At 47.1% G+C, this 24,313-nt stretch carries 23 protein-coding genes; 15 read left to right on the forward strand and 8 right to left on the reverse strand.

Features of this window, described 5'->3' with window-relative positions; genetic code table 11:
• Positions 1-160: 160 nt before the first annotated feature.
• The 3 genes from pckA to hslR all read right to left on the reverse strand — a co-directional run bounded on the left by pckA (position 161) and on the right by hslR (position 3,420).
• Positions 161-1,789, reverse strand: a complete 1,629-nt coding sequence (pckA, locus tag ACHFJ9_RS08695; protein WP_047009389.1) for a phosphoenolpyruvate carboxykinase (ATP) — start codon at positions 1,787-1,789, stop codon at positions 161-163.
• 337 nt (positions 1,790-2,126) lie between these two features.
• Positions 2,127-3,002: an Hsp33 family molecular chaperone HslO gene (gene hslO / locus ACHFJ9_RS08700; RefSeq protein ID WP_046874147.1), complete on the reverse strand. Its 876-nt coding sequence runs from the start codon at positions 3,000-3,002 to the stop codon at positions 2,127-2,129.
• 31 nt (positions 3,003-3,033) lie between these two features.
• Complete coding sequence (gene hslR / locus ACHFJ9_RS08705) at positions 3,034-3,420, reverse strand: ribosome-associated heat shock protein Hsp15 (protein WP_031780440.1); 387 nt, start codon at positions 3,418-3,420, stop codon at positions 3,034-3,036.
• A gap of 253 nt (positions 3,421-3,673) precedes the next feature.
• On the opposite strand from hslR, the gene gspC reads away from it, so the two are divergent.
• From gspC to ACHFJ9_RS08765, 12 genes are read left to right on the forward strand one after another with little or no spacing between them, the layout of a single operon-like run.
• Positions 3,674-4,588 (forward strand): type II secretion system protein GspC, encoded by a 915-nt coding sequence (gene gspC, locus ACHFJ9_RS08710; RefSeq protein ID WP_395356517.1) that lies wholly within the window; start codon positions 3,674-3,676, stop codon positions 4,586-4,588.
• 36 nt (positions 4,589-4,624) lie between these two features.
• Positions 4,625-6,643 carry a type II secretion system secretin GspD gene (gspD, locus tag ACHFJ9_RS08715; RefSeq protein WP_005394995.1) on the forward strand — a complete coding sequence of 673 codons (2,019 nt, stop codon included), beginning with the start codon at positions 4,625-4,627 and terminating at the stop codon, positions 6,641-6,643.
• Positions 6,643-8,145 carry a type II secretion system ATPase GspE gene (gspE, locus tag ACHFJ9_RS08720; RefSeq protein ID WP_005394994.1) on the forward strand — a complete coding sequence of 501 codons (1,503 nt, stop codon included), beginning with the start codon at positions 6,643-6,645 and terminating at the stop codon, positions 8,143-8,145. The genes gspD and gspE overlap by 1 nt, the downstream gene beginning before the upstream one ends.
• Positions 8,145-9,362, forward strand: a complete 1,218-nt coding sequence (gspF, locus tag ACHFJ9_RS08725; RefSeq protein ID WP_005394987.1) for a type II secretion system inner membrane protein GspF — start codon at positions 8,145-8,147, stop codon at positions 9,360-9,362. Before gspE ends, gspF begins: the two co-directional genes overlap by 1 nt.
• Before the next feature lie 59 nt (positions 9,363-9,421).
• On the forward strand, positions 9,422-9,865 hold the full coding sequence (gene gspG, locus ACHFJ9_RS08730) for a type II secretion system major pseudopilin GspG (RefSeq protein WP_005394985.1): 444 nt from the start codon (positions 9,422-9,424) through the stop codon (positions 9,863-9,865).
• 30 nt (positions 9,866-9,895) lie between these two features.
• Positions 9,896-10,498 (forward strand): type II secretion system minor pseudopilin GspH, encoded by a 603-nt coding sequence (gspH, locus tag ACHFJ9_RS08735; protein WP_395356521.1) that lies wholly within the window; start codon positions 9,896-9,898, stop codon positions 10,496-10,498.
• Positions 10,479-10,874 carry a type II secretion system minor pseudopilin GspI gene (gspI, locus tag ACHFJ9_RS08740; RefSeq protein WP_031780439.1) on the forward strand — a complete coding sequence of 132 codons (396 nt, stop codon included), beginning with the start codon at positions 10,479-10,481 and terminating at the stop codon, positions 10,872-10,874. Before gspH ends, gspI begins: the two co-directional genes overlap by 20 nt.
• Entirely contained in the window at positions 10,861-11,538 is a 678-nt protein-coding gene (gene gspJ / locus ACHFJ9_RS08745; RefSeq protein WP_006741790.1) for a type II secretion system minor pseudopilin GspJ, read from the forward strand. The genes gspI and gspJ overlap by 14 nt, the downstream gene beginning before the upstream one ends.
• On the forward strand, positions 11,531-12,541 hold the full coding sequence (gspK, locus tag ACHFJ9_RS08750; RefSeq protein ID WP_104971138.1) for a type II secretion system minor pseudopilin GspK: 1,011 nt from the start codon (positions 11,531-11,533) through the stop codon (positions 12,539-12,541). The genes gspJ and gspK overlap by 8 nt, the downstream gene beginning before the upstream one ends.
• The gene (gene gspL, locus ACHFJ9_RS08755; RefSeq protein ID WP_005394975.1) at positions 12,510-13,712 is read left to right on the forward strand and encodes a type II secretion system protein GspL; all 1,203 of its coding nucleotides are present in this window, start codon (positions 12,510-12,512) and stop codon (positions 13,710-13,712) included. Before gspK ends, gspL begins: the two co-directional genes overlap by 32 nt.
• Positions 13,713-13,719: 7 nt before the next feature.
• Complete coding sequence (locus ACHFJ9_RS08760) at positions 13,720-14,211, forward strand: type II secretion system protein M (RefSeq protein WP_012841219.1); 492 nt, start codon at positions 13,720-13,722, stop codon at positions 14,209-14,211.
• 1 nt (position 14,212) lies between these two features.
• Positions 14,213-14,974: a type II secretion system protein N gene (locus ACHFJ9_RS08765; RefSeq protein WP_395356525.1), complete on the forward strand. Its 762-nt coding sequence runs from the start codon at positions 14,213-14,215 to the stop codon at positions 14,972-14,974.
• Between the two features lie 300 nt (positions 14,975-15,274).
• Here ACHFJ9_RS08765 and cysQ read toward each other — a convergent pair whose 3' ends face one another.
• The 4 genes from cysQ to ACHFJ9_RS08785 all read right to left on the reverse strand — a co-directional run bounded on the left by cysQ (position 15,275) and on the right by ACHFJ9_RS08785 (position 18,300).
• The gene (gene cysQ, locus ACHFJ9_RS08770; RefSeq protein WP_005394972.1) at positions 15,275-16,102 is read right to left on the reverse strand and encodes a 3'(2'),5'-bisphosphate nucleotidase CysQ; all 828 of its coding nucleotides are present in this window, start codon (positions 16,100-16,102) and stop codon (positions 15,275-15,277) included.
• Positions 16,103-16,146: 44 nt separating this feature from the next.
• Positions 16,147-16,716 carry an ADP compounds hydrolase NudE gene (gene nudE, locus ACHFJ9_RS08775; protein WP_005394971.1) on the reverse strand — a complete coding sequence of 190 codons (570 nt, stop codon included), beginning with the start codon at positions 16,714-16,716 and terminating at the stop codon, positions 16,147-16,149.
• A 176-nt stretch (positions 16,717-16,892) separates the two neighbouring features.
• Positions 16,893-17,477 (reverse strand): Fe-S biogenesis protein NfuA, encoded by a 585-nt coding sequence (nfuA, locus tag ACHFJ9_RS08780; protein ID WP_005394968.1) that lies wholly within the window; start codon positions 17,475-17,477, stop codon positions 16,893-16,895.
• A 97-nt stretch (positions 17,478-17,574) separates the two neighbouring features.
• Positions 17,575-18,300 carry an amidophosphoribosyltransferase gene (locus ACHFJ9_RS08785; RefSeq protein WP_006741795.1) on the reverse strand — a complete coding sequence of 242 codons (726 nt, stop codon included), beginning with the start codon at positions 18,298-18,300 and terminating at the stop codon, positions 17,575-17,577.
• An 84-nt stretch (positions 18,301-18,384) separates the two neighbouring features.
• Between ACHFJ9_RS08785 and bioH the strand changes: the two genes are divergently transcribed.
• Both bioH and ACHFJ9_RS08795 read left to right on the forward strand, forming a co-directional pair.
• Positions 18,385-19,152 (forward strand): pimeloyl-ACP methyl ester esterase BioH, encoded by a 768-nt coding sequence (gene bioH / locus ACHFJ9_RS08790; RefSeq protein ID WP_395356528.1) that lies wholly within the window; start codon positions 18,385-18,387, stop codon positions 19,150-19,152.
• 124 nt (positions 19,153-19,276) lie between these two features.
• Positions 19,277-19,741: a hypothetical protein gene (locus tag ACHFJ9_RS08795; protein WP_005379316.1), complete on the forward strand. Its 465-nt coding sequence runs from the start codon at positions 19,277-19,279 to the stop codon at positions 19,739-19,741.
• A gap of 105 nt (positions 19,742-19,846) precedes the next feature.
• On the opposite strand, the gene ACHFJ9_RS08800 is transcribed toward ACHFJ9_RS08795, so the two are convergent.
• Positions 19,847-22,168 carry a Tex family protein gene (locus tag ACHFJ9_RS08800; protein ID WP_005394964.1) on the reverse strand — a complete coding sequence of 774 codons (2,322 nt, stop codon included), beginning with the start codon at positions 22,166-22,168 and terminating at the stop codon, positions 19,847-19,849.
• Positions 22,169-22,397: 229 nt separating this feature from the next.
• Here ACHFJ9_RS08800 and ACHFJ9_RS08805 point away from each other — a divergent pair, with 229 nt between their 5' ends.
• Entirely contained in the window at positions 22,398-24,278 is a 1,881-nt protein-coding gene (locus ACHFJ9_RS08805; protein WP_124007334.1) for a RimK/LysX family protein, read from the forward strand.
• Positions 24,279-24,313: the final 35 nt, after the last annotated feature.

A 24,313-nucleotide genomic window follows, 5' to 3' on the forward strand; every position in this document is an offset into this window, starting at 1 on the left:
AACTAGATAGGCTTTAGCTTGTATCAATATTCTGCGGTATTCAATAAAAAGCCCCTCAAAAGAGGGGCTTGAAGCGGTTTTTTGTAACTTGGTCTACGTAAAAGTGATAAGTGGCTGCCCACTTATCACTGTGGTTTACGCGACGTCGTTGTTACTCGATTTAATCAATCTGAGGGCCAGCGGCAACCAGAGATTTACCTTCCGCATTGTCCGTGTATTTATCAAAGTTATTGATAAAGCGTTCAGCCAAGTCTTTCGCTTTGCTTTCCCACTGAAGTGGATCAACGTACGTGTCACGAGGGTCTAGAATGCTTGGATCCACACCTGGTAGTGAAGTCGGTACCTCAAGATTGAAGATAGGAATGTGCTTAGTTGGTGCATCTTCAATCGAACCATCAAGAATCGCATCAATAATTCCGCGCGTATCTTGAATCGAGATACGTTTGCCAGTGCCGTTCCAACCTGTATTCACTAGGTAAGCCTCAGCGCCTGCTGCTTCCATACGTTTAACCAGTACTTCTGCGTATTTAGTTGGGTGAAGCGTTAGGAACGCTGCGCCAAAACATGCAGAGAAGGTTGGCGTTGGCTCAGTAATACCACGCTCTGTTCCTGCCAGTTTTGCAGTAAAGCCAGATAGGAAGTGGTACTTCGTTTGCTCAGGTGTCAGTTTAGACACTGGAGGTAGCACACCAAATGCGTCCGCCGATAGGAAGATCACTTTATTCGCGTGACCGCCTTTTGATACTGGCTTAACGATGTTGTCGATATGGTAGATAGGGTAAGAAACACGTGTGTTTTCTGTTTTCGAACCATCATCAAAGTCGATAGAACCATCGCTACGTACCGTTACGTTTTCTAGCAGTGCATCACGGCGAATTGCGTTGTAGATGTCTGGCTCCGCTTCTTTCGATAGCTTGATGGTTTTCGCGTAACAACCACCTTCGAAGTTGAAGACGCCGTCATCATCCCAACCGTGCTCATCATCACCAATTAGCGCACGTTTAGGATCAGTCGATAGTGTGGTTTTACCGGTACCAGAGAGACCAAAGAATACCGCTACGTCGCCGTCTTTGCCCATGTTAGCGCTACAGTGCATTGATGCGATGTCTTTTAATGGAAGGAAGTAGTTCATCATTGCGAACATGCCTTTCTTCATCTCACCGCCGTACCAAGTACCACCGATAAGTTGCATGCGCTCGGTTAGGTTAAATACGGTGAAGTTTTCTGAGTTCAGACCTTGCTCTTCCCATTTTGGGTTAGTGCATTTTGCGCCATTCATTACCACGAAGTCTGGTTCAAATGTTGTCAATTCTTCTTCTGTTGGGCGGATAAACATGTTTTTAACGAAGTGCGCTTGCCATGCGACTTCCGTGATAACACGAATGCTCAAACGCGTATCTGGGTTTGCACCACAGTAACCGTCAACAACAAACAAGCGCTTGTTAGAAAGCTGGTTTGTGACCAGTTCTTTCAGCTCGTCCCACACTTCTGGAGTGATTGGTTTGTTGTCATTTTTTACTTGATCAGACGTCCACCACATATGCTCTTCTGTCGTAGCGTCTTTGACGATGTATTTATCTTTTGGTGAGCGACCAGTAAAGATGCCAGTGTCAACGGCAACCGCACCTAGTTCAGTAACCACGCCACGCTCATAACCAGTTAGGTCTTCACGCGTTTCTTCCTCAAACAACATTTCGTAGCTAGGGTTGCGAATAACCTCTTTAACGTTATGCAGTCCGTGCTTGGTTAGATCAAGTGTTGCAGCCTTAGTATGTTCCATAACGGTCATAGGTGCTCCTTATAAGGATTTTTGTAGGGATTTTGTAAGAATGTTTTAATTTTAATCTGCTCACCATGCTAGCAACGGGGCGGGGAGAAAACAGGGAGATAGCTCAAAATTTATCCATGATTTCAATAAGGTTTTAGGTAACCCGTCACATATTGGTGGGAATAGTTTATCGTGCACGCAATCCTTTGCGCTAGGGCAAAATCATTATTAATTGTTTAAAATTAAGCAGTTGTTTTATTACGCTTGAAGCGAGGTATTACGAGGGGTTGATCACAAAAATGCCAGCATTAAGCTGGCATTTTGTAGGGTAAATTACGTGCTTGATAAGCTATGTAAATTAATGCAGGGTTTTCTTGTCCGCAGAAGCTTGTGCATACAGCTCGGTGACTTCCGCTTCGTCGAACGTATAGGTCGTGCCACAGTAATCACAATGTAAAGAAACGGATCCTACTTCAGCCAAAATGTCATAAATTTCAGCTTTCTCAACGGTGATGATAGCGGCACCACTACGATCACGAGAACAGCCACAATGGAATTCGACAGGTTGCGGTTCGTAAAGGCGCACTTTGTCTTGGTTATATAGGCGGTATAGTAATTCGTTAGCTTCTAAACCAAATAGCTCTTCATCTTTTACCGTGTCAGTCAGTTGCTCTAGATGCTCGAAATCATCTGGTGAACCAGTGCCATCAGGGATTACTTGAATCAACATGCCTGCTGCGTGGGCTTTACCTTCGTGCTCGCCCGTGCGGATCCATAGGCGCGTTTTTAGCTGCTCTGAGTTTGCGAAGTAGCCTTCTAGTACGTCGGCTAGAGTATCACCTTCTAATCCAACGACACCTTGGTAACGCTCACCGTTTTTCGGTTCGATAGTGATAACGAGGTAACCTTTGCCCATGAGATCGTGGAGGCTTGCATCATCGGCAATATCGCCTTCCCAGCGAGCCACGCCACGAACGCGTTGCTTGTGGTCACCGTTGATAACGGCAAGAGATACAGGGCCGTCGCCTTGTAGCTGAATGGTGATTGAGCCTTCGAACTTAAGAGTGGCAGTTAAAAGAGTGGTTGAAACGAGTAGCTCACCCAGCAGTTTCTCTATTGCTGCCGGATATTCCTTGCTGGAGATAACACGTTGGTACGCTTCATCCAATTGTACCAACTCGCCACGTACTGAAAGATCTTCGAATAGGTAGCGGTTTAAAACATTATTTGCCATGGAGTGCTTTCCTCGTTGGTAATTCCGGCTTTTATTGGTGTTTGAACTTAATGATGTCTCTGCGCTGCTTTTTATCTGGGCGGCGTTCTGGACTTGGGTTGTGGGCATTAAGCTTACGTTGAGTCGCGTGTTCCTCACGTTTCGCTATACTTTCATTAGTTTCGCGATACAAGGTCTGTGCGATGGGAGCGCCTCGGCGTTGATCAGAAATTTTTTCGATGATCACAGTTTTTTCTTCGTTGCCTTGACGAAGTCTTACTTCGGCGCCCACTTCAACGATTTTACTCGGTTTGCTTCGTTGGCCATTATAGTGGACTTTACCACCATCGACCATGTTACGAGCGATAGAGCGGGTTTTATAAAATCTTGCGGCCCATAGCCATTTATCTAGCCTAACGGCTTCATTTAGGGAACTCATAGAACACTACGCTATCTAATCACTGCCCGAATATGGCAATGAGTGATGGATTATTCACCTACAGATGGAGTCAAGGCGTATTTTTTTCAAGGGAGTTGGCAAAAACTGCATAAGAAAAAGGTATGAAAGACAACTTGTGATATAGTTCACTGCTCTTTGTTGAGTAATAATTTTATTGCAAATTTAGCAATTTAAAGTCGATAGCTATTGTTATAGCTTACATGACGAACGTTAGAATAAAGGAATCCATTCAGTGAAACGTTTAGAGCTAAGTGCAGGATTATCAAGCAGACCGCTACTGGCTCAGATCAAGTCCAATAATTATACAATTCAAGCCAAACTTAGCTTGTTGCTCACCTGTCTGTTTATTGCGATAACCGGATGGATACTTGGCAAAATTGTATGGTTAGCCATACCTCAATCGTCGGAAGTGCCGCAATGGCGTCCATCGACGAGCAGCGTTGTTGCGAGCAATAAAGGCGACGCGATAGATTTTAATGCCCTTCAGAATGCCAACCTATTCGGTAAATTCACTGAACAAAAGCCTGCAGTTGTAGAACAACCTGTTGTTAAAGACGCTCCTAAGACGCGCCTTAACCTTACACTGGTTGGCGCGGTTGCAAGCAGTGATGCGAATACCAGCCTTGCTGTCATTGCCAACCGTGGCAAGCAAGCAACGTATGGTTTAGGTGAAGAAATTGAAGGTACGCGTGCGACACTAAAAGCCGTATTAGTGGATCGAGTCATCATTGATAACCAAGGTCGAGACGAGACCTTAATGATGCAGGGTATAGAATATAAGAAGCTATCTGAATCGCCGCAGATAGCCAGAGCCCAATCTCAACGAGCAGCTGACGTTGGAGAAAAATTAGAGCAAATCCGAGAGGAAATTGCGAAAGATCCACAAAGCGTTTTCAAATACATCACCATTTCACCCGTCAAAAGAGACGGAGGCATTGTTGGTTACCGAGTGTCACCGGGTCGTGATGCCGCGCTGTTTAATGATGTGGGTCTAGAACCTGGTGATATTGCGGTGCAGCTTAATGGGATCGATTTAAGTGACCCATCTTCTTCAGTACAACTGATGCAAGTGATGAGCGATCCGCAAGAATTAAATTTAACTGTTGAGCGCGACGGCCAACAGTACGATATCTATATCCAATTGTAAGACTTAGGCAACCGGCGTAAGTTCAGGGAGACATACGTGAAACATTGGTTCAGCAAAAGTGCCTGGCTACTAGCAGGAAGTTTACTCTGCGTCCCAGGTGCAATAGCAAACGAATTTAGTGCCAGCTTTAAAGGCACTGACATTCAAGAATTCATCAACATAGTGGGTCGTAATCTCGAAAAGACCATCATTGTTGACCCTTCAGTGCGCGGTAAAATCGATGTCCGCAGCTATGACGTGCTTAACGAAGAGCAATACTACAGCTTTTTCCTTAACGTACTCGAAGTATACGGCTACGCCGTCGTAGAAATGGACAACGGTGTACTTAAGGTTATCAAAGCGAAAGACTCAAAAACGTCAGCAATCCCTGTATTAGGTGATGGCAGCGCGCAAGGCGACAGCGTTATCACTCGAGTTGTTGCGGTACGTAATGTGTCGGTTCGTGAGTTGTCTCCTCTACTTCGTCAACTGATTGATAATGCTGGTGCTGGTAACGTAGTTCACTACGATCCTGCGAACATCATCTTAATCACAGGTCGTGCGGCGGTCGTGAATCGCTTAGCGGAAATCATTAAGCGTGTTGACCAAGCGGGTGATAAAGAAATTGAGCTGGTGGAACTGCGCAATGCTTCTGCTGCCGAAATGGTGCGTATTGTTGAAGCACTGAATAAAAGCACCAATCAGAAGAGCACGCCTGAGTTCCTTGAGCCTAAAATTGTTGCCGATGAACGCACCAACGCGATTTTGATTTCTGGCGATCCTAAAGTACGTGCGCGTCTGAAGCGATTGATTCGTCAACTTGACGTTGAAATGGCGACCAAAGGTAACAACCGCGTGGTTTACCTGAAGAACGCGAAAGCTGAAGATTTGGTGGATGTACTAAAAGGTGTCTCCGATAACCTACAAGCTGAAAAGCAAGTCGGCCAGAAAGCGTCAGGTGCCCAGCGTGGTGAAGTGGTGATTGCTGCGCACGCAGCGACCAACGCCTTAGTATTAACGGCTCCACCAGATATCATGAATGCGCTACAAGATGTTATTGCTCAGCTTGATATTCGTCGTGCTCAAGTCTTGATTGAGGCGCTGATCGTTGAAATGTCAGAAGGTGACGGCATTAACTTAGGTGTTCAGTGGGGCTCACTGGAAACCGGTGCGGTGATTCAGTACGGTAACTCTGGTGCACCGATTGGTCAGGTGATGGTTGGTCTAGAAGAAGCAAAAGATCAAACTCGAACTGAATACTACACAAATGCGAATGGCGAACGAACGCCATATGATGTTACTGAATCTGGTGACTATTCTACTCTTGCATCGGCACTGAGCGGTGTTAACGGTGCTGCGATGAGCATCGTGATGGGGGACTGGACTGCCTTAGTCAGTGCCGTAGCGACTGACTCCAACTCAAACATTCTATCTTCTCCAAGTATCACCGTAATGGATAATGGTGAAGCATCATTTATTGTTGGTGAAGAAGTGCCTGTTATCACAGGCTCTACGGCTGGCTCAAACAACGACAATCCATTCCAAACGGTTGATCGTAAAGAAGTGGGCATCAAGCTTAAGGTTGTGCCACAAATTAACGAAGGTGACTCTGTTCAGTTAAATATCGAGCAAGAAGTGTCCAATGTATTAGGTGCAAACGGTGCGGTTGACGTTCGCTTTGCTAAGCGTCAGTTAAATACCTCAGTCATGATCCAAGATGGTCAGATGCTGGTTCTTGGTGGCTTGGTTGATGAACGTGCACTCGAAAGTGAGTCAAAAGTACCGCTACTGGGTGACATCCCAGTGCTTGGTCATTTGTTCAAATCAACCAGCACGCAAACAGAAAAGCGTAACTTGATGGTGTTCATCAAGCCGACGATTATTCGTGATGGTATGACCGCAGACGGCATTACACAGCGCAAATACAACTTTATTCGCGCAGAGCAACTCTACAAAGCGGATCAAGGATTGAAGTTGATGGCTGACGAGAAGATCCCAGTCATGCCGGCCTTTGGTCAGGAGCGTCAGCACCCAACCGAGATCCAAGCGTTTATTGATCAGATGGAAAATAACTAATGGTTGATATGTTAGACACAGCGCCAAGTATGCGTCGTCTGCCATTCAGTTTTGCCAATCGCTTTAAACTGGTGCTGGAGACAGAGCATCCTGAGCGTCCGCCCATTCTTTACTATGTCGAGCCGCTCAACCCAGCGGCTCTGGTCGAAGTCCGTCGTGTGCTGAAGAAAAGCTTCGTACCGCAGCCTATCGATAAAGAAGCCTTTGATAAAAAGCTGACCGAAGCATATCAACGTGACTCGTCTGAAGCGCGTCAATTGATGGAAGACATCGGTGCCGATAGCGACGACTTTTTCTCATTGGCTGAAGAGCTGCCGCATGATGAAGACTTGCTAGAGTCAGAAGACGATGCACCAATCATTAAGTTGATCAATGCGATGTTGGGTGAAGCAATTAAAGAAGGGGCGTCGGATATTCATATCGAAACTTTCGAGAAAACCCTTTCGATTCGTTTCCGTGTCGATGGCGTATTGCGTGAAGTGCTCACTCCAAGTCGTAAGCTTGCACCACTGTTAGTGTCGCGAGTGAAGGTCATGGCGAAGCTGGATATTGCAGAAAAGCGTGTACCTCAAGATGGTCGTATCTCGCTGCGTATTGGTGGTCGTGCGGTTGATGTGCGTGTTTCTACAATGCCGTCGTCACATGGTGAGCGAGTAGTTATGCGTCTGTTGGATAAAAACGCGACGCGTCTCGATTTGCATAGCTTAGGTATGACGCCTTCCGTGCACGACAATTTCCGTCATCTTATTCAGCGTCCTCACGGTATTATCTTGGTCACCGGCCCGACGGGTTCTGGTAAGTCGACGACTTTGTACGCTGGCTTGCAAGAGATCAACAGTAACGAACGCAATATCTTAACGGTTGAAGACCCGATCGAATTTGACATTGATGGCATCGGTCAGACTCAGGTGAACCCGAAGGTCGACATGACTTTTGCGCGTGGCTTGCGTGCTATTCTGCGTCAGGACCCTGACGTGGTGATGGTCGGTGAGATCCGTGACTTAGAAACCGCACAAATTGCAGTGCAAGCGTCCTTAACGGGTCACTTAGTAATGTCGACCCTTCACACCAACACCGCTGTTGGTGCGATCACGCGTCTACGCGATATGGGCATTGAACCATTCCTTATTTCTTCATCGTTATTGGGTGTGTTAGCACAGCGCTTGGTTCGTACGCTTTGCCCGAGTTGCAAAGAACCGTATGAAGCCGATGCTGAACAGAAGAAACTGTTTGGTATGGAAGCGCATGAACCACTAGAGCTACACCGTGCTAAAGGCTGCGAAGCGTGTAACCAAAAAGGTTACCGAGGTCGAACAGGTATCCACGAGCTCATTATGGTCGATGAGCAAGTGCAAGAATTGATTCACCGAGAGTCTGGTGAGCAAGAAATTGAGAGAGCCGTTCGCGCCCATACGCCAAGTATTCGCAGTGATGGTCTAAGCAAAGTACGTCGTGGTATTACGTCACTTGAAGAAGTGATGCGAGTGACGAAGGAAACCTAATGGCGGCATTTGAGTACAAAGCGCTAGATGCAAAAGGCAAGCATAAAAAAGGCACGATAGAAGGGGACAACGCCCGACAAGTGCGCCAGCGACTCAAAGAGCAAGGGATGATCCCGATTGAAGTGGTTGAGACGAAAGCTAAATCGGCTAAGTCTTCAGGCTCAGTCAGCTTTAAGCGCGGCATCTCAACATCTGAGCTGGCACTAATCACACGTCAATTGTCCACGTTAGTCCAATCAGGTATGCCTCTGGAAGAATGTTTGCGCGCGGTCTCTGAGCAGGCTGAAAAGCCGAGAATTCGTTCTATGCTGGCTGCGGTTCGCTCGAAAGTAACCGAGGGTTATCCGCTCGCCGACAGTTTTGCTGATTACCCACACGTGTTTGATGAACTCTATCGCTCCATGGTTGCGGCGGGTGAAAAGTCAGGCCATCTTGATACGGTATTAGAGCGTTTGGCGGACTACGTCGAAAACCGTCAGAAGATGCGTTCCAAACTGCTTCAAGCCATGATCTACCCGGTGGTTTTAGTGGTGTTTGCGGTTGTTATTGTTTCTTTCTTATTAGCGACAGTTGTACCCAAAATCATTGAGCCAATCATTCAGATGGGACAAGAGTTACCTCAGTCAACGCAGTTCTTACTGGCAGCCAGTGAGTTTGTGCAAGATTGGGGGCTTATCATCTTCGTCGTGCTGGTGGTGTTTTTCTATGGGCTCAAACTGGCGTTGCAAAAACCAGACTTTCGCTTGGCTTGGGATAGAAAAATCTTGAGCCTACCGCTATTAGGCAAAATCTCTCGAGGTTTGAATACCGCGCGATTCGCACGAACACTTTCGATTTGTACTTCCAGTGCGATTCCAATTCTAGAAGGCATGCGCGTTGCGGTGGATGTTATGTCTAATCGCTATGTGAAGCAGCAAGTATTGCTTGCTGCGGATAACGTTCGAGAAGGTGCCAGCCTGCGTAAGGCGTTGGATCAAACTCGTCTGTTTCCACCAATGATGCTACACATGATCGCCAGTGGTGAGCAAAGTGGTGAATTGGAGAGCATGTTGACGCGTGCTGCCGATAACCAAGATCAAAACTTTGAATCTACAGTCAATATTGCGCTAGGTGTATTCACTCCGGCATTAATTGCCTTAATGGCTGGATTAGTGTTGTTTATTGTGATGGCGACCTTGATGCCAATGCTAGAAATGAATAACTTGATGAGCGGATAAATTCGAATTAAGACGTGTCTACTTACGGCATGGCTTGAATCTAACTTTCGGAGAAAAAAATGAAATTTAAGCGTAGTAAACAACACGGTTTCACACTTTTAGAAGTGATGGTTGTTGTCGTTATCCTTGGTATTTTGGCAAGTTTCGTTGTTCCAAACCTATTGGGTAACAAAGAGAAGGCTGACCAACAAAAAGCGATTACGGACATCGTAGCGCTGGAAAATGCCCTAGATATGTACAAGTTGGATAACAGCGTTTACCCAACGACAGACCAAGGCCTGGAAGCATTAGTTAGCAAGCCTTCTAACCCAGAGCCTCGTAACTACCGTGATGGCGGTTACATCAAACGTCTTCCTAATGACCCTTGGGGTAACCAGTACCAGTACCTAAGCCCAGGCGATAACGGTACGATTGACATCTTCACTCTAGGCGCAGATGGCCAAGAGGGTGGAGAAGGTCCAGCTGCAGATATTGGCAACTGGAACATGCAAGATTTCCAATAAATAGAGCCTAAGCCAGCACTAATGAAGCAAATGCGAAAACACAACGGTTTTACATTGATAGAAATTCTATTGGTGCTGGTTTTGCTATCTCTCACGGCAGTGGCCGTGCTCTCGACATTACCGACCAGCCAAAAAGATCTTTCCAAACAGTATGCTCAAAGCTTTTTTCAGCGTTTACAGCTGCTTAACGAAGAAGCCGTACTAAGCGGTAAAGATTTTGGCGTTCGAGTGGATGACGCTAAATCAACGTACGCTCTACTGAGTTTGACCGCGGAAGGTTGGCAGCCTCTGGAGTTAAAGCAAATTCCGAGCAAAACCAAGTTGGAAGATGACATTACGCTACTGCTCGAACTAGGTGGCGGTGCTTGGGATAATGATGATCGCTTATTCAAACCGGGCTCTCTTTTTGATGAAGACATGTTTGCTGAAGAAGAAGACGACGAAAAGAAAGTTAAGCCACCGCAAGTGTTTATCTTCTCCAGTGCAGAAGTTACGCCATTTACTCTGTCTTTTTTTCCGCAAAATGGTGACGCCTTTAATGACGGGTGGCGAGTCATCGGCAAAGAAAGTGGACAAATCTTGTTACTAGCGCCGGGCGAAGAAGTGAAAGAGGATGAGAATGCGCAATTCTAAGCAAGCTCGCCCACATTGGAGTCATCGCCGGACGAGAGGCATGACACTACTGGAAGTATTGGTCGCACTGGCTATTTTCGCCACCGCTGCCATCAGCGTCATTCGCTCGGTGAGCCAGCATATTAATACGATCAGTTATTTAGAAGAAAAAATGTTTGCAGCCATGGTTGTGGATAATCAGATGGCCAACGTGATGTTGAGTACCAGTGAACTTAAAGTAAAGAACGGCACAGAAGAGCTGGCTGGGCGCACTTGGTACTGGAAAATCACGCCTGTTGCCACCACGCAGCCATTGCTGAAAGCATTTGATGTGAGTGTCGCGCTCGAGAAAAACGCGAGCCCAGTCGTGACGGTACGAAGTTATGTGGCGCAATAAGAATCCACGCGCAAGTAAGCGCCAACTGGCAAAAGGTTTTACACTTATTGAAGTGCTGGTCTCGATTGCCATTTTTGCCAGTTTAAGTGTCGCCGCGTATCAAGTGGTATCGCAAGTGCAGCGCAGCAATGCACTATCACAAGAGCGAACTCAGCGCTTAAATGAAATTCAGCGCGCCATGGTGATGATGGATAATGACTTTCGTCAAATGGCGATGCGCCAAACGCGGACAAATGGTGAAGAGCCCGCGAGCCAACTGATTTTTTGGTCAGATTACTTGCTCGACTCCGACACTAAAGGGCTAATGTTTGCTCGCTTAGGATGGCACAACCCTCAACAGCAGTTTCCCCGAGGGGAGGTCACTAAGGTTGGCTATCGTTTAAAAGAAGAAACATTACAACGAGTATGGTGGCGCTACCCTGACACGCCAGTGGGTCAACAAGGCATCGTTACCCCATTGCTGACGCAGGTCGAATCGTTTGATATGCGTTTTTACGATGGTAAACAATGGAAAAAAGAGTGGGATGATGAAAAATCGCTACCGAAAGCGGTTTCTGTAATCCTTACTCTAAAAGATTATGGAGAGATTGCCCGCACCTATCTGACTCCTGATGGCACATTGAGTCAGAAAGAAGGAAGTTCAGGAGGCAGCAATAATGGTTAATCGTCAGCGCGGTGTCGCTTTGATTATTGTGCTGATGTTACTGGCGATTATGGCGACAGTTGCCGCCAGTATGTCGGAGCGTTTGTTTTTGCAGTTTCAGCGGGGCGCCAATCAAGTTAACTACCAGCAAGCGTATTGGTATAGCCTTGGGGTAGAGGCGTTGGCAAAAGTCGGTATCGAGCAAAGCTACAAAGACACCGATACGATCAATATGAGTCAGCCGTGGGCAATAAAAGAACAAGTCTATCCGCTAGATTATGGTCAAGCGGCGGGACGAATTAGAGACAAACAAGCGTGCTTTAACCTCAATGTATTGAGCCGTGTACAACCGACGGGACAGCAAATCGCAAGACCTTATTTAGTCAATGTGCTGCAGCGTTTATTGGAAGAATCGGATGTTGAATCGTATCAGGCAGAAATCATTGCAGACTCTACCTGGGAATACATTGATGCTGATGACACCGTTCGCTCCACAACCGGGGTCGAAGACAGCACATATGAAGCGATGAAACCCGCGTATTTAGCGTCAAATGGCTGGATGGCAGATGCCACCGAGTTGCGAGCGGTTTATCAGGTGAGTGGTGAGATTTTCCAAAAATTGGAACCGCTAATCTGCGCATTGCCTAGTGATGATTGGCGTTTAAACGTAAATACGATTGAAGTCGAGCAAGCTCCGATTTTGGTGGCAATGTTCTCACCAAACTTAAGCAGTAGTGATGCGATTCAGCTAATTGAAAAACGCCCATTTGATGGGTGGGATAGCATTGATGAATTTTTAGCAGAGTCAGAGATCGCTGGCTTGAGCGAAGATGTAAAGAAAAACGCCAAAGGCTATTTGGGTGTGGATAGCGCCTTTTTTGAATTGGATGCACAAGTGTTGGTGGATGAATCACGTGTACGTATCCGAAGCCTTTTGCAGAGTACAAATAGAGAGACGGTGACCGTAGTTCGCCGTCGTTTTGGAGGGATCAGTGAGCGAGTTTCTGACCGTTCGGCTGAGTAGCGAACAACAAAGTACCATTCCTTGGGTGGTGTGGTCGACAGATCAACAGGAAGTGATTGCCAGCGGTGAAATCGCCGGATGGGAACACTTAGATGAGTTGATCTCTTATGCAGGTCAGCGCCAAGTTGTGGCGCTATTGGCGAGTAATGATGTGGTCTTGACGCAAGTGGATATACCGCCAGGCGCAACACGTCAGTTCGACGCGATGTTACCGTACCTCGTGGAAGATGAAGTCGCGCAGGACGTTGATGGCCTTCACTTTACCGTGTTAGGTAAACAAGCGGATAAAGCGCAAGTGTGCGCTGTTGAACGCGCTTGGATTCAGACCGTATTGCAGCGTTTTTCAAGCCAAGGCATCACCATCAAACGCATCTTGCCAGATGTGCTTGCGTTACCTGTTCAGGGAGAGCATAGCAGTGCCGCGATGCTTGGTGATCAATGGTTGATTCGTCACTCAGCGACAGAGGGTGCGGTTGTCGATGCTTCTTGGTTAGACCTTTACCTCTCTTCTTATCTACAAAATCATGAAGGTTGGAAGCTCGATTGCTATAGCTCAGTCCCTGAATCTGCGTTACCTGAAGTATGGGAGCCGCAGCCAGAAGAAATGACCATGGGGTTACTGGCGAAGGGGGTTACAGAAAGCAAAGTCAATTTGCTGACCGGGATCTTCAAGCCTAAATCTTCTTGGGGTAAATACTGGAAGCTCTGGCAAAAAGCCACCATTGCTGCGGGCGTGCTTATCGTCGTCATGGTTGCGCAGCAGTTGCTCGTGGTCCACAAGTACGAAGCACAAGCTCAAGCGTATCGTGAGGAGAGTGAGCGTATTTTCCGCCAGGTGTTCCCGAATAAACGACGAATTCCTACCGTTAGTTATCTCAAACGACAAATGGATGATGAAGAGCGCCGCTTATCTGGTGGTGGCGGTCAGCAGGCGATGTTGTCTTGGTTGGCGGCACTGCCCGCGACACTGGGTCAGGTCAGCGATTTGGAAATCACCAGCTTTAAATATGATGGTCAACGTGGCGAAGTGCGAATTCAAGCTCGCAGTTCAGACTTCCAACCTTTTGAGCAGGCTCGTGTGAAATTGGCAGAGAAGTTTAATGTTGAGCAAGGACAGCTGAACCGTAGCGATAACGTTGTGGTTGGCAGCTTTGTTTTGAAGCGTTTGTGAGGTGATGATGAAAAACTTAATTTCTCAAGCTCAGGCTTGGTGGAGCAGCATCTCTCAGCGTGAGCAGCGTTTGGTCATGGGATGTGGCGCTATTGCCGTTATCGGCATTATTTATTGGGGGTTGCTACAGCCAATGAGCCAACGTGCGGAGCTAGCTCAATCACGCATTCAAAGTGAAAAACAGTTGCTGGCTTGGGTACAAGATAAAGCGGATGGCATTACTGCACTGCGCAAAAGCAGCGGTGTGAGCTACTCTAGCCAACCGTTGAATCAACTGGTTTCTTCTTCAGCCCGTCGTTATAAAGTTGAGTTGATTCGAGTGCAGCCTCGCAATGAGAGTGTTCAGGTGTGGATCAAACCACTCGCGTTTAATCAGCTGGTGGACTGGTTACGTTACTTGAAAGAGCAACAGGGTATTGAAGTCGAATTTTTAGATATCGACCGAACGGATCAAGCGGGCATGATTGATGTGAACCGCCTTCAGTTTAAGCGAGGTTAAGGTGAAGCGAGCAGTACTTTACGTTGTTATCTTTATCGTCTTTTTTTCAGTCAGTCTTTTAATGGGATTACCCGTTTCTTGGGTGTTACAGCAAGCACCAACCGTGAGAGGACTAGACATTCAGGGTGCCAATGGCTCTCTATGGCTAGGTCAAGCTTCTAGTGTTCGTTGGCAGCGCCAGAACCTTGGAGAAGTTAATTGGGATTTCCAGTGGTCGAGTCTACTAACTGGTAAAGCTGAGTTTGCCGTACGCTTTGGTCGTGGTAGTGAAATGGACGTTCGTGGTCGCGGTTTTGTTGGCTATAGCTTGAGTGATGGCCCTTATGCCAAAAACTTAGTTGCCTCGATCCCGGCAGTAAAAGTTGTTGAGCAAGCACGTCTCCCTGTTCCCGTCGGCGTTGATGGGCAACTTGAGTTAAATATTCGTCATGCGACTTATGCCGCGCCTTGGTGTAAGAATGGTGAAGGCACTTTAGTATGGAATGCCAGTGGTATTCAAAGCCCTGTTGGTAGCCTAGAACTCGGTCCTGTGATTGCCGATCTAAACTGTCAGGACAGTGTGTTGACGGCTGCAGGTGAGCAAAGCAGTAAACAAGTCTCAGCGGCGTTCTCGGCAGAGCTGATGCCTAATCAGCGATACTCAACCAAAGCCTGGTTTAAGCCAGGAGCTGAGTTCCCATCCAGCATGAGTGAGCAACTGAAATGGTTGGGCAAGCCGAACCCTCAAGGTCAATACGAGTTTAATTACCAAGGTCGCTTCTAACCTATCATGACAAAAACCAAAATTCTCAAAGAGCTGCGATTGTGCAGCTCTTTTTGCTTTTGGAACATAGTAGGCGAAACCCTCTATTCGCTGTACAAAGATCGTGGTGATAATAGGATGTAATTCTAAGGTTTTGATTTTAAAGGGATGCTTTTCTTGTGTTCAGCACTTTAAGCGATTGGAACATGGTAGGCCAAATGCTCCTAACGCTGTACAAACAGGTCAAAAAGAAAAGGCCACGAACATATTCGTGGCCTTTCAATTGCTAGTATTTAGGCGCTAACTTTGCGGATAGAGCGCTTAATCTTTGCGTTGTAAAATCTCATTCCAAGGTAAATCCGCGTCACCAAGCACAATAAAGTTTGGGTTCTCTAGCGTTTCCCGCTCGTTATATGACAGCGGCTCCAATTGCGTGCTGAGAATGCGACCGCCCGCTTCTTCAACAATGCACTGTGTCGCGGCGGTGTCCCACTCACCTGTTGGGCCTAGTCTGAGATAGCAATCCACAGCGCCTTCTGCAACAAGACACGCTTTTAATGCCGCAGAGCCGAGCGGAATTAAATCGTAATTCCAAGCACTGCTCATGCGGCTAGTGATGCGATTGATGTCTTGACGGCGGCTAATAGCAATCGCGATGCTTTGCCCTGGCTGCTCGTGTTTGTGCGTATGGATTTTTACGCTGTCCGACATGTCGGGAATTTTCCAGGCACCTTTGCCACTATAAGCGTAATAAGTCACGCCAGAGACAGGGCCATAAACGACCCCCATGGTTGGTTTATTGTTGTCGACCAGTGCAATAATAGTCGCAAAGTCGCCGCTGCGAGCGATGAATTCTTGAGTACCATCGAGAGGGTCGACTAACCAATACCGTTCCCACTGAGCCCGTTGCTCGAGGCTGATGTCTGCGTCTTCTTCTGACAATACGGGAATGTCGGGTGTGAGTTCACTCAAGCGTTCTGTGATGAGCTTGTGAGCCGCGATATCTGCGCTCGTTACCGGAGTCTCGTCACTTTTTGTGTAGGCCTCGTACTGTTTTTTTTCATATATTTCGAGGATCATTTGCCCGGCACTACGGGCAATTTCGATGACTTGAGGAAGCAGGTGAGATAGATCTTTTGTCATTGGCATAAGTGATAGTCCTTACTCACAGTATTATTCGGTTCTCATGACCGTTATTGGTTATGTTTGTGAGTGGTGTTTGGTAAGTGTTTCAGTGCCAACATTAGCGCGGTGATGCTTCGTGCTTCACAGAAATCCATGTGAGTTAATAACTCTTCGGCTTGCGCAAGTGGCCAACGCACAATTTCCAGTGGCTCAGGCTCATCGCCTTCTTGCTTCTCTGGATAAAGCGCCTGTCCTAAAAATAGAGTCATTTTGCTCGAAAAGTAAGACGGCGCGAGGATAACTTGTTTCAACGGAGTCAGCTGATTGCAGCCAAAGCCGATTTCTTCTTTTAATTCTCGATCCGCAGCTTGATGTGGGGTTTCACCTGGATCAATCAACCCCTTCGGGAAGCCCAACTCGTAGCGTTCAGTCCCAGCGGCGTATTCACGTACCAGTAATAAATCGCCTTGCTCAGTCACAGGAACCACCATCACCGCATCGCGTCCACTTGGCTTCATGCGTTCATAAGTACGGTGTTCACCATTGGAAAAACGAAGGTCGAGCGCTTCCACGGCAAACAGTTTGGATTTTGCGACCGTTTGGCATGAGAGTATCTCTGGTGGGGTCCGTTTCGACATGGCGCTGGCTCCTTGGTGTCGTTGGCGTTTACGAGATGCGTAAGATTCTTAATATATGAGAACTCCGCCTGAGTTTCTAGCGGATTTTGCGGGCAGAACTAAGCATCTCAAGGTTACCTCAGTATCGATACAAAAATGGGAGACCGAAGCCTCCCATTTTCTGACCGTATTTACTCTTAGTAGTAAGAGTGATCACCACGGTCATGTTCTGTAGCATCACGAACTGCGGTTAGTTCACCAACGAATTGGTTTAGCAGTTCTTTCTCGATGCCTTCTTTTAGTGTTACGTCAACCATAGAACAGCCATTACAGCCGCCACCAAATGCAACAATAGCAATGCCGTCTTCAGTGATCTCAACCAAGTTTACGTGACCACCGTGGCCAGCAAGCTGTGGGTTGACTTGAGTTTGGATAACGTATTCAACGCGCTCAACCAGTGGCGCGTCGTCCGCAACTTTACGCATTTTAGCGTTCGGAGCTTTTAGCGTTAGCTGAGAGCCCATTTTATCGGTAACAAAATCGATTTCAGCGTCTTCAAGGAATGGCAGACTTAGCTCATCCACGTAAGCTGAAAAACCGCTGTAAGGGATTTCAGTGTCGGTCGCTTCTACTGCTTCTGGTGGGCAGTAAGACACGCCACACTCAGCGTTTTGTGTACCTGGGTTCACAACGAAAATACGAATGTTAGTCCCTTCAGGCTGTTGACCTAAAAGGTTAGCGAAATGCGTTTGCGCAGTTTCTGTAATAGTAATATTTGACACGACGAATACCCGAGTAAATTTGTAGGTTACTGCTGCTATTCTACTCTTGTTGACGTATGGGTCTAGTCTTTTTGATGCTAAGGCATGGCGAAGCGATCTAGAGAGAACGAGGAGCAGGTGTTCTGCAGATGCAGTAAATATCGATGCTTTCTACGCCAACTTCAAGTAGTAAATGACATAATTGTCGGACGGTACTGCCTGTGGTGACTACATCATCGACGATGGCAACGTGGGAAGAGTGAGGGCGCTTATTGAGAATAAACGCGCCTTTTAGGTTTTGTTCACGGCTTGCTTTGGTATTACCACGCTGTGATTGAGCGAGCTTTACTCGACGAAAGACCTTCGCATCAAAATTGGTCTGCAATTGCTTGGCGAGGTGTCGGGCTAAAACATCACTTTGATTAAAGCCCCGGCGCAGGTAACGCTGCCAGTGCAATGGCACACTGGTAATGATTGGAGCTGGCGTGGTGATGCGCTGTGCCAGTTGCTCGGTTAATGCTTTTACATGCCAAGACTCTCCGTGATCTTTAAAGCGTTGTACTTCCCGTGAAAGGGGAAAGTCGTAATCGCCTAACGTGTATAGCCTTTGCCATGGCGGTGGCTCTGAAAGACATTCACCACAAATACTATCCGTACTCATTTCTTCTTTCTGTAATGATAAACCGCAGCGTTGACATCGTTTTACCGGAGTTAGGTATTTTAAACAGTGCTCGCACCAGCGCAGAGTATTTGTGTGGCTTGGTGTGTGAATAGGGAACCGACACAGACCGCATTGACTGCTCAACACGCGATGCATGATGTTTTGCCAGTGATGAGATAACATAGCGCTTATTCATGGTGATATTTTACTCAGCCTAACGCTTGGCTGATGGCGTAGGGAATAAAATTAGTGGGAGAGATTGAGAGCATGAGCACGAAATTACATTGGCAGTCGTTTGGTGAAGGACCTGATCTGGTGTTGTTACATGGTTGGGGTATGAATGGCGCGGTTTGGCAGCAAACCGTCGAATCACTTCAAACCGATTTCCGTGTTCATGTTGTTGACCTTCCGGGCTATGGACACAGTGCCGAACATCATGGTGAAGATTTAGACCATATTGCTAACTTGGTCGCGCAAAGTGCGCCAAAGAAAGCGATTTGGCTTGGCTGGTCCCTCGGAGGCTTAGTGGCGACGCATGTCGCATTAAACATGCCCGAGCGTGTGACTAAGTTGATCACCGTCGCCAGTTCACCAAAATTTGCCGCAGAGAAGCCTTGGCGCGGTATTCAACCGAGTGTACTGAGCGCATTCACCTCTCAGTTGTTAGAAGATTTTTCACTGACCATTGAGCGCTTTATGGCGTTGCAAGCGATGGGCAGTCCATCTGCACGCAAAGATGTGAAACAACTCAAGCAAGCGGTACTGTCGCGCCCTCAGCCAAACCCTGAGTCGCTGTTGGTTGGGCTAAACATCCTTGCTGATGTGGATCTGCGCGATGCATTGACGTCTCTTTCTGTACCAATGCTGCGTCTTTATGGTCGTTTGGATGGATTGGTGCCGATTAAAGTGGCGAATGATTTAAGTGAACAGTTACCTCATACTCAGCAGTTTGTTTTCAATCAGTCCTCTCATGCGCCCTTTATGACCGAACATGACGAGTTTTGTGCCCAAATTCGAGAGTTTGCTCACGATTAATCAAATACAAGCGGAAAAAGCTCAAGCTGTTTAAAAAGTGGTCGATATAAAGGTTGGTGAGGTTTTATTAGCCAATAAAGCTAAGCTATATTGACGAGTTGGGCGACTCTGAGGAGGGTTCGCAATGATTGTGTCACCGACCAACGTAAGTGTGCCACTGATCGCCCCATCCGTGAATGTGCAGACGGAACAAGCAGCTCGCGACAACAAAGTCCGAGAGCCTGTGACGCCAACGGTCGCATTGGCCAAAACCAATGCAGAGCGAAAAGTAAAAGGCGATGACAAGCGCCGACGTCAGTCTTCTTGGGATCCTTCAGAGCATCCTGATTATGACATGGAAACAGAAGTCGACACGCGTTATCAAGAAGAGCCGGAAGATACACTAGAACGGCTTTTTAGTTTGCTTGCGCTCAAGTCGTACAGTGAAGACCAGGGTAAGGGCTACGCAATTCGTTTTCGCTTACCAAAGCGCATTTTGGATGCTGCGATCAATGAAGGATTAATGGAAAAGCGCAGGAAGGTGATCAAGTTTCATTATGGTCATGCAGTCGCTCCCCATACCCCGTCAGAAGTGATAGCAGTATTATGACGACTCAATATCCTACTCAAACAAAAACGCTCCAAGCAGATTAAACTGATTGGAGCGTTTTCTTTTTAGTTATGAAAGCTCGTTAGCGGTGAAGCCTAGGTAAGATTACTTTTTCGCTTTAGCAAACGCTGCCGCAAACGCACCGCCCATTGCACTATTCGATGAAGACTCATCGCGGCGAGGCTGACGACGTTGCGCTTGGTCATTACGACGCGGTGCGGCTGAAGAGCGTTGGCTGCGGTTATCTTGACCCGGTTCGTCTTTCAAACGCATCGATAGACCAATACGCTTACGCTGTACGTCCACTTCCATCACTTTCACTTTTACGATGTCGCCCGCTTTCACCACTTCACGTGGATCCGACACATAACGATCTGTCAGTGCAGAGATGTGTACTAGACCATCTTGGTGAACGCCGATATCAACAAAGGCACCAAAGTTGGCTACGTTAGACACCACGCCTTCGAGGATCATGCCCGGTTCTAGATCAGAAACTGAGTTTACGCCTTCTGCAAACGTAGCGGTCTTGAATTCAGGACGTGGGTCACGACCCGGTTTATCCAGTTCTTTGATGATATCGGTAACCGTTGGGACACCAAAGTGTTCATCGGTATAGTCCACAGCGTGTAAGCCTTTGAGGAATGCTGAGTCACCAATCAGTGCCTTGATGTCTTTGCTGTTTTTCTCTGCAATTGCTTTGACTACTGGGTACGCTTCCGGGTGGACTGCTGAAGCATCAAGTGGGTTCTTGCCGTCCATAATACGTAGGAAGCCCGCACACTGTTCGAACGCTTTAGGACCCAAGCGAGGTACTTTCTTCAACGTCGTACGTGCTTCGAAGCGGCCATTTTCGTCGCGGAAGTCGACAATGTTCTGCGCGATGGTGCTTGATAAGCCTGCTACGCGCGTTAATAGTGCGGCAGAAGCCGTGTTCACATCAACGCCAACCGCGTTTACACAGTCTTCCACAATCGCATCTAGGCGTTTTGCCAACATAGATTGGCTTACATCGTGCTGGTATTGGCCCACACCGATCGATTTCGGATCGATTTTCACGAGCTCAGCCAATGGATCTTGCAAACGACGCGCAATCGACACTGCACCACGCAGTGATACATCCATATTCGGGAACTCTTTCGCTGCGAGTTCAGAGGCCGAGTACACCGATGCGCCTGCTTCGCTGACGATGATTTTCTGAACTTTTAGGTTGCCGCGTTTGATTACGTCTGCGACAAAGCTATCGGTTTCACGAGAAGCCGTGCCGTTACCAATCGCAATTAAATCCACGTTGTACTTACGCACTAACTGGTCAACGATTTGCGCTGATTTGTCGTATTGTTTTTGCGGAGGATGAGGGTAGATGGTTTCCGTAGCCAGAACTTTACCCGTTGAATCGACAACCGCGATTTTTGAACCGGTACGCAGACCAGGATCGAGACCAAGTGTTGCACGAGGACCTGCTGGCGCCGCCATCAACAAATCTTTTAGGTTAGTCGCAAATACTTCAATCGCTTCAATTTCAGCACGCTCTTTCATTGCGCCCATTAGCTCGGTTTCCATGTGCATCGATACTTTGATGCGCCATGCCCAGCTGATCACTTGTTTGCGCCATGCATCTGCTGGTGCGCTACTTAACGTCACGCCATAATGGTCGGCAATGATGGTTTCACAGTAAGATTGGCGAGCACCTTCTTCCTGCTCTGGATCAGCGTTCATGGCTAAAGTCAGGAAGCCTTCATTGCGGCCGCGCAACATCGCAAGTGCACGGTGAGAAGGGACTTTGCTCAGCGGTTCGTTGTGATTGAAGTAATCTTTGAACTTCTCACCCTCTTGCTCTTTTCCTTCAACGACTCGTGAGACAAGTTCCGCATTACGATTTAAGTGGTTACGGATTTTTTCCAGTAAGTTTGCGTCTTCAGCAATGCGTTCCATGATGATCGCACGGGCACCGTCTAGGGCGGCTTTGGTATCTGTGATGCCTTTGTCGGCATCAAGATATTTGCTTGCTTCGCTTTCTGGCTCGGTTTGCGGATGATTCCACAGCATGTCAGCTAGCGGTTCTAGGCCGGCTTCAATGGCGATTTGGCCTTTAGTGCGGCGTTTAGGTTTGTAAGGTAAGTAAAGGTCTTCAAGGCGAGTCTTGCTATCGGCTTGAATAATTTCTTGCTCAAGCTCAGGCGTCAGTTTGCCTTGCTCTTGGATCGATTTGAGAATGGTTTGACGGCGGTCATCCATTTCACGAAGGTAAGACAGACGGCTGTCCAGAGTACGCAGTTGGGTATCATCAAGGCCACCCGTCACCTCTTTGCGGTAACGTGCAATAAAAGGGACGGTGTTACCGTCATCAATTAGGGTGACAGCGGCGTTGACTTGCTCAGGGCGAACATTCAGTTCTTGAGCAATCATACGACAGATAGCTTGGCTCATCCGTGTTTTCTCTTTCAATTCGGTTTGGGTTGTATAGAACATTGGGGTCGTTCGAAGAATTTGCAATGTTTTAAATTAACGAGACAAAAATTTACCGGGCGCTGGTGGACATCAGTCAGATTTGTGTCAAAACTGTAATTAAATTGAGAACTTATATCCGCAACTATCGACTAACCTATATCCACGGTTATTGATATAACTAAATGTACCTCGGCTTATACGGATAATCATGATGAAAAAAATGTCTTTGGCGTTAGCGCTTACGAGTGCCTTACTTGTCGCCCCGCTTAGTTGGGCACAATCCATATCAGCAACCACACAAGACCCTGTATATCAGCTTGATGACAAGTTGGTGCTTGGACGAGTGGAGAGCGTTTACTACAGTGATATTCCAGAGCTAAAAGCGGTACCATTTATTGGCAAGATTGATACTGGTGCTGACACCACGTCTATGCATGCAGAGAACATCCATGTCAGTAGCTCTCATCCTGACTACCAGAACTTGAAAGACAACGAGTTGTTGTGGGCGATTGTCGATGATTTAGGTGGGACGAAGGCGAAGTGGGATGCCGATACTTTTAAACCATATCAAGTGAAGGTGAGCTTTACGGTTCCTCATCCTTACACAGGAAAAGAAATACAGATTACCGATGATCTGGAGCGAGTGAGCGCCATTCGTAGTCGAACAAGCAAAAAGCCTATTTTACGCCCGACAATAAAAATGCCGATGACGATTGCAGGCCATACCGTTGATACAGAAGTGAACCTGACCAAGCGCACGCAATTCTCTTCTCCTATCTTGATTGGTAAAACCTATCTCGATAACAATGCGTGGGTATTCGCTGGCTACGATTATCTTCAAGAGCAACCAAGCGCAAAAATGATCGGCAAAAAAGAGACGGTTGAAGTCGAGGGCGTGCCATACAAGATCAGCATCTCAACCACCAGCCGCTACACCAACGTTCACGCACTGGATATCAAGGTCGATAAAAAGAACAATGAAGTTTCTTTCACGCTAGAAGGTGAAAACGGCAAGCGCCACCCAATGACGTTACCTTTGGTACGCATGCTGAAAACCACTAAGAGCGAGCGTCCGTTGGTCTACTTACCAGTGAAAATCGACGAAAACGAAACTCAACGTTGGTTAGTCTATTTGCGTGACCGCAGTAAGTTCAGTTCACAAATTCGCTTGGGTCAGGATGTTGCGAGCCAACACTTTGTGATTGATACCGACAGAGAAAACCTATTGGGCGGTGTTGAAAAAACGTTCAAGAGCGCACTCAAGTCAAAGCCCCTCGTGATTTCACCGGAAGAACAAGTCACCATTGATGGTTATACCGTTCCTGCTTACCCCACGTTTACGGTGAAAACGCCATTACTGCGTGTAAATGGCTTTGAAGTAACAGAAAAAGGTAAGGATGAATCCGTCACGTTTTATTTAATGAACGATGAGGGTAAAGAAGAAAAAATTACCAAGCCTGTGGTGAAAAAACTCAAAGTGGGTAGCACTGTGCGTCCCGTTGTTGATGGCGATTTCCTTTTCGGTAGTAAAGAGACATCAATGGAATTTGCACTCGATGTGCTAGATGAAGACGAGACGCAACCATTCTTCGTCTTTGGTCATGATATCGCCAAAGGCGGTGTGCTGCTGAATACTCGCGCCGACCATTTACTAGATGCAAGGCCACTTTTCAAAGCCGGTCATATCGAAGTGGCTGAAGTGGAAGGGATGTCTTTCCCTGTCAAATTGGACACTGGTGCTGATGTGAGCTCGATTAATGCCAAGGACATCAAGCGCTTTCAAAAAGACGGTAAAGATATGGTGAGTTTTACTTATGAAAACGATCTAGGCATGACCAAGGCGTTTACCCGTGAGGTAGTGGATGTCATGCGTATAACGGCCAAAAAAGGAGAAAAGGCCAACGAACGACCTGTAGTAGAAATGCACGTTAAGCTTGGCGAGTTAGAGAAGAAGATCCGAGTCAATTTGCAAGACCGTGGTCGCTTCCATTACAGCATGATTTTAGGTAAAAACTTCCTAAAACATGGCGCGGTTGTTTCGAGTGATACGAATTACATCGTGACGCAAAAACCAGATTACGAAAAGTAGCACTCTGGCCGCCTTATTATCTTGATACCCAAAGC

The organism is Vibrio sp. D3 (genome assembly GCF_043995865.1).
GTDB classification, from domain to species: Bacteria; Pseudomonadota; Gammaproteobacteria; order Enterobacterales; family Vibrionaceae; genus Vibrio; species Vibrio diabolicus.

Bases quoted from the DNA above. Each gene is read 5' to 3' on its own strand.
- pckA (WP_047009389.1), bottom strand. From the start codon at position 1,789: ATGACCGTTATGGAACATACTAAGGCTGCAACACTTGATCTAACCAAG.
- hslO (WP_046874147.1), bottom strand. From the start codon at position 3,002: ATGGCAAATAATGTTTTAAACCGCTACCTATTCGAAGATCTTTCAGTA.
- hslR (WP_031780440.1), bottom strand. From the start codon at position 3,420: ATGAGTTCCCTAAATGAAGCCGTTAGGCTAGATAAATGGCTATGGGCC.
- gspE (WP_005394994.1), top strand. From the start codon at position 6,643: ATGGTTGATATGTTAGACACAGCGCCAAGTATGCGTCGTCTGCCATTC.
- gspF (WP_005394987.1), top strand. From the start codon at position 8,145: ATGGCGGCATTTGAGTACAAAGCGCTAGATGCAAAAGGCAAGCATAAA.
- gspG (WP_005394985.1), top strand. From the start codon at position 9,422: ATGAAATTTAAGCGTAGTAAACAACACGGTTTCACACTTTTAGAAGTG.
- gspH (WP_395356521.1), top strand. From the start codon at position 9,896: ATGCGAAAACACAACGGTTTTACATTGATAGAAATTCTATTGGTGCTG.
- gspI (WP_031780439.1), top strand. From the start codon at position 10,479: ATGAGAATGCGCAATTCTAAGCAAGCTCGCCCACATTGGAGTCATCGC.
- gspJ (WP_006741790.1), top strand. From the start codon at position 10,861: ATGTGGCGCAATAAGAATCCACGCGCAAGTAAGCGCCAACTGGCAAAA.
- gspK (WP_104971138.1), top strand. From the start codon at position 11,531: ATGGTTAATCGTCAGCGCGGTGTCGCTTTGATTATTGTGCTGATGTTA.
- ACHFJ9_RS08760 (WP_012841219.1), top strand. From the start codon at position 13,720: ATGAAAAACTTAATTTCTCAAGCTCAGGCTTGGTGGAGCAGCATCTCT.
- cysQ (WP_005394972.1), bottom strand. From the start codon at position 16,102: ATGCCAATGACAAAAGATCTATCTCACCTGCTTCCTCAAGTCATCGAA.
- nudE (WP_005394971.1), bottom strand. From the start codon at position 16,716: ATGTCGAAACGGACCCCACCAGAGATACTCTCATGCCAAACGGTCGCA.
- ACHFJ9_RS08785 (WP_006741795.1), bottom strand. From the start codon at position 18,300: ATGTTATCTCATCACTGGCAAAACATCATGCATCGCGTGTTGAGCAGT.
- bioH (WP_395356528.1), top strand. From the start codon at position 18,385: ATGAGCACGAAATTACATTGGCAGTCGTTTGGTGAAGGACCTGATCTG.
- ACHFJ9_RS08795 (WP_005379316.1), top strand. From the start codon at position 19,277: ATGATTGTGTCACCGACCAACGTAAGTGTGCCACTGATCGCCCCATCC.
- ACHFJ9_RS08800 (WP_005394964.1), bottom strand. From the start codon at position 22,168: ATGAGCCAAGCTATCTGTCGTATGATTGCTCAAGAACTGAATGTTCGC.
- ACHFJ9_RS08805 (WP_124007334.1), top strand. From the start codon at position 22,398: ATGATGAAAAAAATGTCTTTGGCGTTAGCGCTTACGAGTGCCTTACTT.